Genomic DNA, 14472 nt, shown 5'->3' on the forward strand with positions numbered 1-14472 from the left:
GCGGCATTGGCAAAGGCTTTCCAAGTGGTACTTTTCCGCTATCTCATTGTTATATATTGTCTTTTAGGATTTGCACGGCTGTCAAAACTTCTCTCCGCAGCCTTGCCACCGCCCCTACCCCCTCATGATGCGCGCCGCACACGCTCAGATAGCTCAACATTGACAGCCCGCGCGATGATGCGCTCTTCATCCGTGGGGATGACCATGACCCGCGTTGCACCGGTGTTGATATCACGCGCGTTCTGTTGGTTGAGGGTCGGGTCGATTGAGATCCCGAGATACTCCAGCCCCTCAACAATGCGTTGGCGGATCACAGCCGCATTCTCCCCGATCCCACCACAGAACACCAACGCGTCGATCCCGCCCAGCACGGCTGTCAACGCCCCGATCTCGCGCCGGGCACGGAACACGTAATAGTCGATCGCCTGCCCCGCCTCTGGCCGGTCTGAGGCCAGAAGATGACGCATGTCGCTCGTCTCAGCCGACAGCCCAAGCAGACCACTTTGCTGGTACAGCATCTTCATCACATCGTCTGGCGCGATGCCCCTCTGCTGGATCAGATACAGCACCACCCCCGGATCGATCTGCCCGCAGCGGGTGCCCATCGGCAGACCGTCGAGCGCGGAAAACCCCATGGTGGAGCCAACGCTTTTCCCCTCGCGCACAGCACACATGGAGGCCCCATTTCCGAGATGGGCAATCACCATCCGTTTCTTGTGCAGCTCCGGTTCATCCCGGGCAATGACACCCGTGATGTAATCGTAGCTCAACCCATGAAACCCATAGCGCCGAACCCCCTCGTCATAGAAATTGCGGGGCAGCGCGAAGGTATCGTTCACCCACGGGTGGCCGCGATGAAAGGCTGTATCGAAACACCCGACTTGCACCGCGTCTGGAAAGGCTGCACGGGCCGCCTCAACACCGGCAAGGTTGTGCGGCTGATGCAGCGGAGCGAGGGGTGAGAACGCGTCCAGCGCCGTCAGAACATCCGGGGTCAGCACCATGGGTTCGGCAAAGTGTGGCCCCCCGTGCACGATGCGGTGCCCAATGCCGGAGATTGCCAGACCCGTCATGTGCGGCTTCACCGTCTCGATGACGTGTCGAAGGGCGGCGGCGTGCGTCGGGGCGCTGAGGGTTTGGGTGGTTTTCTCCCCTGCCCGTTCCAGCACCAACCGGGCATCCGCACCCAGCCCGTCCACCTGTCCGGTCAGCAGCATCTCGGGTTCAGCGGCGTCTCGGTACAGCCCGAATTTCAGCGAGGACGACCCTGTATTGAGGGTCAGAATGGCAGTGTTCATCGACCCATCGCCTCGCTGAACAGGGATGCAATCGCGGCGGAGGCAACACGGGTTCGGCGATCGTCGGCGCGGCTGGTCAGGATGATCGGAACCTGCGCGCCCAACACGATGCCAGCCGCCTCTGCGCCCGCCAGATACATGAGCTGTTTGGCGATCATGTTGCCCGCCTCAAGATCCGGGGCCACGAGGATATCGGCCCGACCTGCGACGGCAGAGGTGATGCCTTTGCTGGCGACAGCCCGCATCGAAATCGCGTTGTCAAAAGCGAGCGGTCCATCCAGCACACCGCCCTTGATCTGACCCCGGTCGGCCATTTTGCATAGGGCACCAGCCTCGACCGTCGATTGCAGGCGCGGGGTGATGGTTTCCACGGCAGAGAGCAGGGCAACCTTGGGCGCTTCAATCCCAATGGCATGGGCCAGGTCGATGGCGTTCTGGACAATGTCGGCCTTGGTCTGCAGGTCTGGGGCGATGTTGATCGCGGCATCGGTGATCAGCAGCGGTTTGGGGTAGGTGGGCACGTCCATCACGTAGACATGGCTCATCCGACGTTCGCTGCGCAGGCCGGTGGCCTTGGACACGACGGCGGACATGATTTCATCCGTGTGCAGCGCGCCTTTCATCAGGGCCCGGGCGCGGCCCTCACGAACCAGCGCCACGGCCCGTTCGGCAGAGGCGTGGCTGTGCGGGGTGTCGATGATTTCGAGCGCGCTGATGTCCAGTTCTGCTTTCTCTGCCACCGACCGGATGCGTGCCTCTGGACCAACAAGAAGAGGATGGATCAGACCGAGTTCGAAGGTTTGCAAAGCGGCGTCCAAAGAGGTCGCATCGCAGGGGTGCACGACGGCCGTGGGCAGGGCAGGGTGCTTGCCCGCGGCCTCCAGCAGACGGTCATGCCCCGCTCCGCGCCGATGCATGACCAAATCCGGCATGACAACGCGCGGGCGCCTGATCTTGTGGGTGGGGGCTAGGACGACGGCTTGCCCGGTGATGACGGGTTTTCCATCGCCGTTGGTGCAGATGCAATCCAGTGTCAGGCGCTTTTTTTCGGGGTCCTTTGCGGTGACTGTGACACGCACTGTCACGGTGTCGCCGATCCCAACCGGTTTGAGGAATTTCAGGGTCTGATCAAGGTAAATCGTGCCCGGTCCGGGCAATTGCGTGCCCAACACGTTCGAGATCAGAGCACCGCCCCACATGCCGTGAGCGATGACCTTGTGAAAGGCTTCCTCCTGTGCGAATTCCTGATCCACATGGGCGGGGTTCACATCGCCCGACACCACGGCAAAGGCATCGATATCCTGCGCCGTCAGCGTGCGCACCAAATCGGCGCTGTCGCCCACCGCGATGTCTTCGAAGGGACGATTTTCTATGTAGCCCATGCTGGGGGCGATGTCAGACGACATGGTGGCCTCCGTCGATATAGGCGGTGTTTCCCGTCACCGAGCGGGCGAAGTCCGAGACGAGGCAGGCAGCCATCGCGCCGACCTCGTCTATGGTCGTCAGTTGGTTCAGTGGTGCGCGTGTTTTGGCATCGTCAATCAGCGCGTCGAAATGATCGATGCCAGAGGCCGCACGGGTTTGCAGAGGGCCAGGGGACATGGCGTTGACGCGGATACGCTTGGTCCCCAACTCAACCGCAAGATAGCGGGTGGTGGCCTCGAGCGCGGCCTTGACCGGGCCCATGATGTTGTAGTTGTCCACGACCTTTTCAGCGCCGTGATAGGACACCGTCAGGATCGTACCGCCATCGGTCATCAGGGGTTCGGCCCGCTTGGCCAGTCGGATCAGGGAATGGACCGAAATGTCCATGGCCAGCCCGAACCCGTCCTTTGAGCAGTCGACGACCCGCCCGTGCAGGTCATCGCGGGGACAGAAGGCAATCGAGTGGACAAGGAAATCGAGCCGGCCCCAGCGTGTCTGAATGGCGTCGAACACAGCATCCATCTGATCATCATCGGTGACGTCCAGTGGCATGAAAATATCTGCGTCGACGGCCTGAGCGACGGGTTCTACGAATTTGCGCGATTTTTCGGTCTGATATGTCAGCGCCAGATCGGCCCGTGAGGCACGAAAGGCCCGAGCGCAACCCGCTGCAATTGACTCTTCGTTGGCCACACCAACGACAAGCCCCTTCTTACCGGCCAGAAAGTCGGTGTTGGGCAGCATATCTTACTCCATTTTGACATAGGTTCCCGGCGCATCCGCCAACGCATTCTTGATTTTCGGAGGTTTGACCATTTTGCCGGACCGGTCGGACAACCATGCCGTCCAGGCGGGCCACCAGCTGCCTTGGTGCAGCTCGGCCACGTCGCACCAATCCTCGGGGCTCAGGGTGTTTTCATCGTCGCGGATGGTGTGGAGGCGGAAGTGGCGGCGAGGGTGGCCAGGTTTGGAAACGACGCCTGCATTGTGGCCGCCATTGGTCAGGGCAAAGGTGACATCGGCATGCCCCAGATCGTGGATCTTGAACACGGATTTCCAAGGGGCGATGTGATCGGTTTCCGTGCCGACACCGAAGATCGGGACACGGATGTCACGCAGCGACACCGCACGTCCGTCCACGTGGTAGCGCCCGGCCGCGAGGTCGTTGTTCAGGAACATCTGGCGCAGGTATTCCGCGTGCATCCGTGCAGGCATCCGGGTGCTGTCGGCGTTCCACGACATAAGGTCATTCATCGGTGGTTCGCCTTCGCCCAGCAGGTATTTGCGGACCATCTGCGACCAGATCAGATCGTTGGAGCGCAGCATCTGGAACGCGCTCATCATCTGATCCGCTTCGAGGTAGCCCTGTTCGGCCATGACATCTTCGAGGAAGGACACCTTGCTTTCGTTGATGAACAGCATCAGTTCACCGGCCTCGCTGAAATCGGTCTGGGCCGCGAGCAGGGTGAGGCTGGCAAGCCGGGTGTCTTTGTCCCGGGCCATGCTGGCCGCAGCGATCGACAGAAGCGTGCCACCAAGGCAGTAGCCGGTGCCGTGCACCTGTTGAGCCCCGGTTGCCTCACCGATGTAGTCAAGCGCTGCCATGGGCCCCTGATGCAGGTAATCGAGCATTCCGAGGTTGGCGTCTTCGGCGCCCGGATTGCGCCACGAGATCGCGAATACGGTGAACCCCTGTTCCGTCAGGTAGCGGATCATCGAGTTGTCCGGGCTGAGGTCGAGGATGTAATACTTCATGATCCAGGCGGGCACGATCAGAACCGGTTCCTGATGTACCGTGTCGGTAAGTGGGGCGTATTGGATCAGCTCCATCAGGCGGTTGCGATAGACGACTTTGCCTTTGGTGATGGCAACGTCCCGTCCCACCACTTTCGTGGGTTGTTTGCGATCGCCTTTCAGCCCTTTTTGCATGTCGGCAAAGGCGTGCGCTGCGCCATCAATGAGGTTTTGCCCGCCTGTTTCAACGGTGCGTGCGATGGCTTCGGGGTTGGTGGCCAGAAAGTTGCTGGGCGACATGGCGTCCAGCAACTGGCGCATCATGAAGGTCATTTTTGCGTCATTTGCCGGGTTCAATCCCGGGACGTTCGATGTGGCCGCATCAAAGAAGTCTTCGGTCAGCAGGAACGCCTGCGCCCAAGCGGCGAAAGGCGGTTTGGTCCAGCCGGGGTCGGTGAACCGGCGGTCGCCTTTTTTGGGCTGGGCAGGCCAGTTCTCTGGTTCTGCTGGGCATCCATTGGCAACGAAGCTGAGCCAGTTTGTCCAATTGTCCCGCGCCTTGTTGGCGAGGGTCAGTCGCTTGTCCGGTGATGTCGCGAGATGCAACGCCCAGTCGTTCCACATGTTGATCGTTGAAACGGGGGAGGTGCCGCGCGTCATTGTTGCGATGAGTTTGCGAAAGGTGTGGTCTGTGGAGAGTTCGGATGGTTGGTTGTTGAAGTCTTTCATCTTGCACACCTGCGGTTGTCGATCCTGCTCGCAGGTAAGAATGGCTGACCCACATCACAAGCATGCGACTGTCGAACCCGTAAGCGGGAATGTGCCGGTGGGTTTCTATGCCTGTTTGGCGTTCAGGCGGGGTGGGAGGTGCACAAGAATTTATCGTTTTCCTGTGAATGTCGGGCCTTGAGGTGAACCGTTGGGGTGCATCAGGGCGTTATCGGTACATCAGGAACATCTGAGTTTGCTTCAGGGCCGCTATTTCTAAGCAAAAAAGACGTTTATGGCAGAGGCTGACGGTGCCTGCTTGCTGGGTGTTTGGTTATTTCTGTTAGAAATCTGGTTAGGTTTGTTACGATGTTAGGACATTGGAAAGACTCAGGGAATTCAGGTCCTTGAGGATTGTTAGCGTTCCTGATGTACCGAACATGTGTTCCCGATGTACCGAACTAGCGTTCCTAATGTACCGAGTCGTGTGTTCCTGATGTACCGATAGAATGTTCCCGATGTACCGAGTCACCAGATCGGGTTGGCTTCGATGTACTTTTTTGCAAAGGCACGGAACGCTGCATTGGCGTTTTTGACCGGTTCGTCCTTTTTTTCCGCCCATTCGCGCCATGCGTTGAGGATATATTGGATGTCATATTCCGGGTTTGCGTGTTTGACTTCGGTCAGGACGGAGTGGGCGACGTCTAGGTTCAGCGCGTTCGGTACATCGGGAACAGTCAGATCGTCGAATTTCGGCTGGAACCGCACAAGCGCCTGTTTTCCCTTGGTCTTGAACGGGGTGGAGACGGAGGAGGGGTCCACGATCTCGACATGGTAGTCGGGGATGGTGCCGGCCTCGCAAATCTCGTTGATGCGGAACTTGAATTTCCGCTCGGTGTCGATGGAGCCGCATTTTTCGGCCAGGCGTTTGATGCCGATGTACCATTCGGGCTGGCGGCCCACATGTTTGCGGGCCAGTTCGTAGAGGCGGCGCTCCAACCCTTTGGACAGGCGAAAGTAATCGCGGTTGATGGTCAGAACGCGGCGATCCTTGACGATGGCGTTGAACATCCAGCGGTTCATCGTGACTTCGACGGCGCCCATGACTTTTTGTCCGCGGCGGTTCGTGCGTTCGATCACGCGCCAGTCTTCGATCCAGCCGAAACCGCGGCGTTCGCGTTCGTCGCCTGCGGTGATGTTGGTCAGGATGTTGGTCGAGCGGAGCCGGTCGAGCGCGTCGAGGAAAAGCTCGTAGGCGCGTTTTCCGGAACTGCGGCCCGTGACCTTGAGGAAGTCATAGGCGGAGAAGGTGATTGTGCGGTCTTGGATTGTGTTGGACGTGTCCGCGTCGAAGCGGCCGTTTTCGATCCGTTCATTTACCAATGATGTCAGGTAGATAAGGATGTCCTTGTCCCAGATCGTGGCGATCCCCTTGTGCCCCGGCTGGATCTCGATCTTGACCGTGCCATCGTCGAAAACGAAGGGGGTCATGCGCGGGCGCTTTTGCAGGGAGAAGAAGGGAAATTCCATCAGCGCGCGCTCGTCCTTGACGGGCGCGTCGGCGAGTTGGTCCAAGAAGAGGTCTACTTGTTTGTCTGACACGTCCGTTCCCGATGTACCGAATCTCGCGTGTTCCCGTTATACCGAGTTTTGTGTTCCCGATGTACCGATATTTTCAAGATGTTGCGGTAGCGGTGGATTTTGGCACAAGTCGCGTTTGACCGCGTCGTCAAAAGGCGTGCTCAGTTTGATCCAACAGGTGTTTTTTGGGGCCGCACCTGACCGGGCGACCTGCCGAACCTTTTGGTGAAGGCCCGTGTGAAACTGGCGGGTTCCGCATAGCCGACACGCCACGACACCGTGTCCACATGCAGACCGGAGATCTCAAGGAGGTGATGGGCCCGCGACAGTCTTGCGTCGAGGTACAGCTCGCGGAAGCTGGTCTTTTCCTCGGACAACCGCCGACGCAAGGTGCGTTCTGTTGTGGCAAGCATCCCGGCGACCGTCTGGATGTTCAGGTCGTCTTCGATGTTGTCGAGGATCGTGTGTCTGACCTTTTGCGACCAGAGGTCCGGTTGCGCGTTCTGCTGTTCCAACAGGATCTGGCACTGGTCGACACAGTACTGGAACGTGGCCGGATCCGATTTTGGCAAAGGTTGGTCAAACAATGCGGAGGAAAAGGACAGGGCAAAGCCGGGACTTGCCCCTTTGACCGTCACGCCGATTGCGCTGGCGATATCCTGAACATAGCGCGCATCGGTATAGGGCGTCTCCACAACCATGTCGTTGAAATTGGGCGCGTCCAACATTTCGCGAATGAAATCCAAACTGATGACCGACTGGGCCTCGATCGCGAAGGTGTGGGCCTCGGGGGGCAGTTCTGTCATATCCAGTTTGATAAGCACCCGATCACCGCTGTCTTCCACCGTGTAGGTGGTCAGGCCGGTTGAGAGTTGCATGTAGTCAAGAGAGAGTTGGGCCGAGACCCGCAGCGTGGGCGCGGTCAGCAGGGCAAACCCGTAGACCCCGTAGGCAAAGGGGTGCAGCTTGCGGCCCGCCCTGGCACCCAGTCCGATGTCGTGCGGGGCGAGGCGAACGATGTTCCTGATCGTCTGAACCTCTTGCAGCCAAGTCACTTGGCTGTCTGTGCCGGTGAGATCCTGGCGCTGCAATCCGGTGTTTTTCAACACCTCTGCCGGATCAATGCCCATGTCCTGCGCAACGTCGCACACCGCCCGGATGCCTGTCGCAGTGCGCATGTTGGACAGCTTTCTCATATCCGGCAGGTATGTATTTGGCCGGAATTATCAAGCATCTGTCCGAAGATGCCATTTCTTCCAAGTATAGTCTCTATATCATTGGAAAAGAATGATTTTTTGTGCGTCTCCTTCACATGTTGGGAGTGTTGCCCTGCGGGCAATGCTTTTGTTTTGGCCCGCGTGCGCGGGGTGCAAACGGGTCGCGCAGCGGACAAACACGAGGGTTCAAATGAAAACGGCACTTATCCCAACCGCCGCCGGGCTGACCGCGTTGGCGACGCCTGTTTTGGCAGATTTGGAATACAACTTGGGGTCCGGTGCGACCTTGACCTTTTATGGTCAACTGAACCCCGCCATCATCTCGGTCGATGATGGGCGGGACAGCGAAACCAACCTGCTGGACAATGACCTGTCGAACAGCCGGATTGGCCTGCGGTATTCAACGCCCTTCGGAAACAACACGTTCCAATTCCGGCTGGAGACGGGTCTTGGGCTGCCGAACTCCTCCGAGGTGAGCCAGAGCGGATCGGATTACAGCCGCTTTACCCGCGATGACATCCGCCATTTCGACTTTTCGCTGGAGGGTGCCTGGGGTCAGGTGTCATTGGGTCAGGGCAGCATGGCGGCCGATGGTGTTGCCGAGGTTGACCTGTCCTATGTGGGCACGGCGCTGTATTCCTTTACCGCGGATGCCAACCCGAGCTTTCTGTTTCGTGATGGATTTGACGTGCTGAGCGGTCCGGCCATTGGCGACACCACGGACAACTTCGATGGGTCGCGCCGTGGGCGTATCCGCTACGATTCACCCGACTTCTCGGGCTTCTCGTTCAGTGCGGCGGCGGGGGAGAACATCCTCGATCAGGAGGATGAGAACGAATATTACGACGTGGCCGTTTTCTATAATGCATCGATTGGCGGTGGTGCAGAGATGTCGGCCGGTCTGGCGTACCAGGAGCGCAACGGGACCGAGGGTGATCGTTCTGACATCGTGGCGTCTGCGTCGGTTCTGCTGCAAAGCGGGCTGGGCTTTACCGCGGCCATTGGTGACCGCGATGACGATGCCAGCGGGGCCAGCGACCCGCGATACTACTATGCCAAGGTGAGTTACGAGGCCGACTGGCTGCCGATGGGCAAGACCGGCATCGGGCTGCACTACTGGGACGGTTCCGATTTTAACGTCGATGGGTCGGATTCGGATGTCTGGGGCGTCGGCGTGGTGCAGAGGGTCGAAAGGCTGAACACTGATCTGTACCTGACTTACCAGGAATACGATTATTCAGACAGTACGGGTGATTTCCAGGACAACTCGACCATCGTTTTGGGTGCGTTGTGGAAGTTCTAACGCACTGAAAACGCAGGATTGTGGGCGGTGTCCTGTCGCGCCGCCCGCGGTTTTTCGCCGTCCATCGCACAATCGGAAACACCGTTGACGCATATCAACGCGGCCCTGTTTTGGCTGCCTAGGCTGGGGTCAGCGTTCCAATCCGTCTTTGAAGGTCTGCCATAACTCCGGGGAAGTCATCGCGCCATGAAGCTGAAGTTTCCGACTGCCTACACCATCCTTTTTGCCCTGATTGCCCTTGTTGCGATTGCAACGTGGTTTGTACCTGCCGGTGAGTATGAGCGTGTCGCCAATGAGGCGCTCGGGCGGGATGTGCCCGTGCCGGGAACCTATGAGACCGTGAAGCCGAACCCGCAGGGGATCATTGATGTGTTTCTTGCGCCGATTGCCGGGTTTTATGACCCAGGCAGCTATGAGGCGCAGGCAATTGACGTGTCGCTGTTTGTTCTTGTGATTGGCGGCTTTCTGGCCGTCGTGACCAAGACTGGTGCCATTGATGCCGGGATCGGGACTGCCATGCGGCGGCTGAGGGGCCGCGAGAAGTGGATGATCCCGATCATGATGGCGCTGTTTGCCGCCGGGGGCACGATCTATGGCATGGCCGAGGAGTCGCTGGCCTTTTATGCCCTGATCATCCCGGTGATGATCGCCGCTGGATACGATGCGCTGACAGGTGTCGCCATCATCATGCTGGGCGCCGGTGTCGGCACGCTTGGGTCCACCATCAACCCGTTTGCCACTGTCATTGCGTCGGATGCGGCGGGCATTTCTTTCACGGATGGCATCAATCTGCGGCTGGCGTTGCTGGTGGCCTGTTGGCTGACCTGCGTGGCGTATGTCATGCGCTATGCCGCGCGGGTGCGTACCGAGCCGGGGCGGTCGGTCGTGGCCGACCTTGAACAGTCCAACAAGGCGCATTTCCTGAAAGCCTCGATCGGTGACGAGATTGAGTTCACGGGCCGTCACAAGATCATCCTGGTCGTTTTTGCCGCAAGTTTTGGTGTGATGATCTGGGGTGTGTCCGCGGGTGGTTGGTGGATGGCCGAGATGTCGGCGCTGTTTCTGGTCGCTGCGTTGATCATTGGTGTGATCGACTGGATGGGGGAGGAGACGTTTGTCACCACCTTTGTCGACGGGGCGCGTGACCTTTTGGGCGTGGCGCTGATCATTGGGATCGCGCGCGGCATCGTTGTGGTCATGGATGCGGGCAACATGACCGACACTGTCCTGTTCTGGGCCGAAGACGCCGTGGAGGGGCTGGGCGAGGTTGCGTTCATCAACACCATGTTCGGCTTGCAGGCAGGCCTGTCCTTTCTGGTGCCGTCGTCGTCAGGGTTGGCGGTGTTGACCATGCCGATCATGGCACCGCTTGGCGATTTTTCGGGCGTCGAACGGTCACTGGTCGTGACGGCCTACCAATCGGCGAGCGGGCTGGTGAACCTGATCACCCCGACCTCTGCCGTGGTGATGGGCGGGCTTGCGCTGGGGCGGGTGCCCTATGACCGCTGGATTCGGTTCATGGTGCCACTGCTGATCCTGCTGAGTGCGATCATCATGGTGGGTCTTAGCATCGCGACCATGGGCTGAACCCGTGACTGACACGCCGCATATCGCTGCCCAAGGGGCGGGGAGGGGGGCCGGTCTGGGTCTGATTGCCTGCACGGCGTTGGTCGTGGGCAACATGATCGGGTCGGGTATCTTTCTGTTGCCGTCTGCGTTGGCGGCGTATGGGTCCATTTCGCTGGTGGGGTGGCTGGTCACGGCGGCCGGGGCGCTTGTGCTGGCGCTGATCTTTGGGCGACTGGCGCGGATCGCGCCGCGCACGGGTGGACCATACGCTTACGCACAGGATGGGTTTGGTGACTTTGCCGGGTTCCTCGTGGCGTGGGGGTACTGGATCGCGCTGTGGTCCGGCAATGCCGCCATTGCCGTGGCCTTTGCTGGCTATCTTGGCTTTCTGTTGCCGGACATCGGGGCGAGCCCGCTTGCCAGCGTGGCAGCGGCGCTTGGGGCGATTTGGTTACTGACATGGCTCAACATCCGGGGCGTGCGGGAGGCGGGCATTGTCCAGATCCTGACCACGGGCATGAAGCTGTTTCCGCTGCTGGCGCTGATCGTGCTGGGCGTGGCGTACATTGATCCGGGGAACTTCACGCCGGTGAACACCAGTGAGGTTGGCGCGCTGTCGGCCATTTCGGCCTGTGCAGCCCTAACGCTGTGGGCGTTTCTGGGGCTTGAATCCGCGACCGTGCCTGCGGGTGATGTGGCGGACCCCGAACGAACCATTCCGTTGGCAACTATCGTCGGCACGGCCCTGACCGCCCTTGTTTACATCGGCGTCACGGTCGTGGCCCTGGGCGTCATCCCATCCGCCGAGTTGGTGGGATCGAACGCGCCGCTGGCCTTGGTCGCCGGGGCGATCTGGGGTGCGGGTGGGGCCATGTTCATTGCGTTGGGCGCCTGCGTGTCGACCTTTGGCACGTTGAACGGATTTACCCTGCTGACCGGGCAGGTTCCGTTGGGTGCGGCGCAGGATGGCGTATTCCCCAAAGCCTTTGCCCGTCTTAGCACCACCGGCACGCCCGCCTTTGGTCTGGTCGTGTCGAATGTGCTGGCCAGCGGTCTGATCCTGATGAGTTTCAGCGAAAACCTTGCCGAGCAGTTCGAGTTCATTGTCCTGCTGGCGACCCTGTCGACGTTGTTTCCCTACCTCCTTTGCGCGCTGGCTGAGCTGGCGCTGCGTGCACGTGGCGTGGTGGGCCCGTCGCCGGGTGAAATGAGCAAGGTCATTCTGCTGGCCGTCTTGGGCTTCATCTACTCCGTTTGGGCAATTTTCGGATCGGGGGCGGAGGTCGTGTTCTACGGCTTCCTGCTGCTGATGGCGGGGGTGCCTGTCTACGTCTGGCAAAGCTGGATGAAGGGAACTGATTTCACACAGGAAGGATCAATTTGATGTCTGGATTTGGTGCGCATTCAGAGATCGGCAAGCTGCGCAAGGTCATGGTCTGTGAACCGGGGCTTGCCCATGCGCGGCTGACCCCGGGCAATGCGGCGGAACTACTGTACGATGACGTATTGTGGGTCAACAAGGCGCGCCGGGACCACGCCGATTTCCGCATGAAGATGGAGGAGCGCGGGGTCGAGGTGTTGGAGTTCCAGGCCCTGCTGGCCAAAACGCTGAAGGACGCGGAGGCGCGCAAGTGGGTGCTGGACCGGCGCATCACCCAGAACCAGGTGGGCGTCGGTATGCTGGGCGAGTTGCGCAGTTGGCTGAACGAGATGGCCGCCAAGGACTTGGCCCGGTTCCTGATTGGCGGGATTTCAGTGCAGGACCTGCCCTTTACCCCGTCGGGCATGTTCGGCAGCTATCTGGGCACCTTGGGCTTTGTCATTCCGCCACTGCCCAACACGCAGTTCACCCGCGACAACAGTTGCTGGATTTACGGCGGTGTCACGGTCAATCCGATGTATTGGCCCGCGCGCAAGCCCGAGACCTTGCTGGTCACGGCGATCTACACGTTCCATCCCGATTTCAAAGGGGGCGATTTCGACATCTGGTGGGGTGATCCGGACACGGATTATGGCCCGGCCACGGTTGAAGGTGGCGATGTCATGCCATGGGGCAAGGGCACCGTTCTGATCGGTATGGGTGAGCGCACGACGCCGCAGGCCGTGGGGCAGGTGGCCAAGGCGCTCTTTGCCAAGGAGGCGGCGGAGCGGGTGGTGGCCTGCCAGATGCCGCGGAGCCGTGCGGCGATGCATCTGGACACGGTGTTCAGCCATTGCGACCGCGAGACCGCAACCGCCTTTGTCGAGGTCTGCAACGAGATCAAATGCGTCAGCCTGCGCCCCGGCAATCGCGAGGGCAGCATCGACTTTCACCACGAGGACAAGCACCTGTTCGACGTGGCCGCCGAGTGCCTTGGCATCAAGGCTCTGAACATCGTGCAGACCGGGGGCGATGCCTTCAACCAGGAGCGCGAGCAATGGGACGACGGCAACAATGTTGTCGCCATCGAGCCCGGTGTCGTCGTGGCCTACGACCGCAACACCTACACCAACACACTGCTGCGCAAGGCGGGGGTCGAGGTCATTACCATTGCCGGGTCCGAGCTGGGCCGGGGCAGGGGCGGGGGGCATTGCATGACCTGCCCGATCTGGCGTGACCCGGTGGATTACTGATTTATCGAAAGGACGAGGCCCATGGCATTCAATCTCAAGGGGCGCAGTTTCCTGAAGCTGCTGGATTTCGATCAGCGTGAGCTGCGCTATTTGCTGGACCTGTCGCGTGATTTGAAGCGCGCAAAGTATTCGGGGACCGAGCAGCAGCATCTGCGGGGCAAAAACATCTGCCTGATTTTCGAGAAGACCTCGACCCGGACGATGTGCGCCTTTGAAGTGGCGGCGATGGATCAGGGGGCGGGGGTGACCTACCTTGGGCCGTCCGGGTCGCAGATCGGGCACAAGGAAAGCATGAAGGACACGGCCCGTGTGCTGGGCCGGATGTATGACGGGATCGAGTATCGCGGCTTTGGTCAGGATCTGGTGGAGACACTTGCGGAGCACGCGGGCGTGCCGGTGTTCAACGGGCTGACGGACGAGTTCCATCCGACCCAGATGCTGGCCGACCTGCTGACCATGCAGGAATACGCGGAAAAGCCGCTACATGACATCAGCTATGCCTATGTGGGCGATGGCCGGTCGAATATGGGCCATTCGCTGATGATCGCGGGCTGTCTGATGGGCATGGATGTGCGCATCGCCTCGCCCAAGGAGCTGTGGCCGACGGATGAGTTTCGCGGCCCGGCCGAGGAAGCCGCGGCCAAGTATGGTGCGACCCTGACCATCACCGATGACCCGGCCGAGGCCGTGAAGGGTGTTGATTTCATCCATACGGATGTCTGGGTGTCGATGGGTGAAGCGGATGAGGTTTGGGGGCAGCGGATCAAGCAGCTGACCCCTTACCAGGTCAATGCCGAGCTGATGGCAGCGAGCGGCAAATCCAGCACACGGTTCATGCATTGCCTGCCTGCCTTCCACAACACAGAGACCAAGGTGGGACAGGAGATTTACGAGAAGTTCGGCATCTCGGAAATGGAGGTGACCGAGGAGGTGTTCGAAAGCCCGGCAGGTATTCAGTTTGAGCAGGCCGAGAACCGGATGCACACGATCAAGGCCGTGCTCGTGGCCACGTTGGGGCGCTGAT

11 protein-coding genes are annotated in these 14472 nt (G+C 60.0%); 5 read left to right on the plus strand and 6 right to left on the minus strand.

The window, feature by feature from the left end; translation table 11 throughout:
* Positions 1-122: 122 nt before the first annotated feature.
* The 6 genes from AC53L6_RS06380 to AC53L6_RS06405 form a co-directional block, all read right to left on the minus strand.
* Positions 123-1298: an acetate/propionate family kinase gene (locus AC53L6_RS06380; protein WP_496907223.1), complete on the minus strand. Its 1176-nt coding sequence runs from the start codon at positions 1296-1298 to the stop codon at positions 123-125.
* On the minus strand, positions 1295-2704 hold the full coding sequence (locus AC53L6_RS06385) for a bifunctional enoyl-CoA hydratase/phosphate acetyltransferase (RefSeq protein WP_496907224.1): 1410 nt from the start codon (positions 2702-2704) through the stop codon (positions 1295-1297). Before AC53L6_RS06385 ends, AC53L6_RS06380 begins: the two co-directional genes overlap by 4 nt.
* Complete coding sequence (gene fabI, locus AC53L6_RS06390; protein WP_496907225.1) at positions 2694-3467, minus strand: enoyl-ACP reductase FabI; 774 nt, start codon at positions 3465-3467, stop codon at positions 2694-2696. The genes AC53L6_RS06385 and fabI overlap by 11 nt, the downstream gene beginning before the upstream one ends.
* Before the next feature lie 3 nt (positions 3468-3470).
* Entirely contained in the window at positions 3471-5186 is a 1716-nt protein-coding gene (locus AC53L6_RS06395; RefSeq protein ID WP_496907226.1) for a PHA/PHB synthase family protein, read from the minus strand.
* Positions 5187-5693: 507 nt separating this feature from the next.
* Complete coding sequence (locus AC53L6_RS06400; protein WP_299206043.1) at positions 5694-6767, minus strand: replication initiator protein A; 1074 nt, start codon at positions 6765-6767, stop codon at positions 5694-5696.
* Positions 6768-6907: 140 nt separating this feature from the next.
* The gene (locus AC53L6_RS06405) at positions 6908-7942 is read right to left on the minus strand and encodes an AraC family transcriptional regulator ligand-binding domain-containing protein (RefSeq protein WP_496907227.1); all 1035 of its coding nucleotides are present in this window, start codon (positions 7940-7942) and stop codon (positions 6908-6910) included.
* Between the two features lie 211 nt (positions 7943-8153).
* Here AC53L6_RS06405 and AC53L6_RS06410 point away from each other — a divergent pair, with 211 nt between their 5' ends.
* From AC53L6_RS06410 to argF, 5 genes are all read left to right on the plus strand, one after another.
* On the plus strand, positions 8154-9266 hold the full coding sequence (locus AC53L6_RS06410) for a porin (RefSeq protein ID WP_496907228.1): 1113 nt from the start codon (positions 8154-8156) through the stop codon (positions 9264-9266).
* Positions 9267-9452: 186 nt separating this feature from the next.
* Positions 9453-10853, plus strand: coding sequence for a YfcC family protein (locus AC53L6_RS06415; protein WP_496907229.1), 1401 nt, complete (start codon positions 9453-9455; stop codon positions 10851-10853).
* A 4-nt stretch (positions 10854-10857) separates the two neighbouring features.
* Positions 10858-12219, plus strand: coding sequence for an amino acid permease (locus AC53L6_RS06420; protein WP_496907230.1), 1362 nt, complete (start codon positions 10858-10860; stop codon positions 12217-12219).
* Positions 12219-13448, plus strand: a complete 1230-nt coding sequence (locus tag AC53L6_RS06425) for an arginine deiminase (RefSeq protein ID WP_496907231.1) — start codon at positions 12219-12221, stop codon at positions 13446-13448. The genes AC53L6_RS06420 and AC53L6_RS06425 overlap by 1 nt, the downstream gene beginning before the upstream one ends.
* 21 nt (positions 13449-13469) lie before the next feature.
* Positions 13470-14471, plus strand: coding sequence for an ornithine carbamoyltransferase (gene argF, locus AC53L6_RS06430; protein WP_496907232.1), 1002 nt, complete (start codon positions 13470-13472; stop codon positions 14469-14471).
* Position 14472 lies beyond the last annotated feature (1 nt).

Source organism: Tateyamaria sp. LSS28 (assembly GCF_059611725.1).

Excerpts from the sequence above, each read along its gene's own strand:
- AC53L6_RS06380 (WP_496907223.1), bottom strand. The coding sequence starts at position 1,298 with ATGAACACTGCCATTCTGACCCTCAATACAGGGTCGTCCTCGCTGAAA.
- AC53L6_RS06385 (WP_496907224.1), bottom strand. The coding sequence starts at position 2,704 with ATGTCGTCTGACATCGCCCCCAGCATGGGCTACATAGAAAATCGTCCC.
- fabI (WP_496907225.1), bottom strand. The coding sequence starts at position 3,467 with ATGCTGCCCAACACCGACTTTCTGGCCGGTAAGAAGGGGCTTGTCGTT.
- AC53L6_RS06395 (WP_496907226.1), bottom strand. The coding sequence starts at position 5,186 with ATGAAAGACTTCAACAACCAACCATCCGAACTCTCCACAGACCACACC.
- AC53L6_RS06405 (WP_496907227.1), bottom strand. The coding sequence starts at position 7,942 with ATGAGAAAGCTGTCCAACATGCGCACTGCGACAGGCATCCGGGCGGTG.
- AC53L6_RS06410 (WP_496907228.1), top strand. The coding sequence starts at position 8,154 with ATGAAAACGGCACTTATCCCAACCGCCGCCGGGCTGACCGCGTTGGCG.
- AC53L6_RS06415 (WP_496907229.1), top strand. The coding sequence starts at position 9,453 with ATGAAGCTGAAGTTTCCGACTGCCTACACCATCCTTTTTGCCCTGATT.
- AC53L6_RS06425 (WP_496907231.1), top strand. The coding sequence starts at position 12,219 with ATGTCTGGATTTGGTGCGCATTCAGAGATCGGCAAGCTGCGCAAGGTC.
- argF (WP_496907232.1), top strand. The coding sequence starts at position 13,470 with ATGGCATTCAATCTCAAGGGGCGCAGTTTCCTGAAGCTGCTGGATTTC.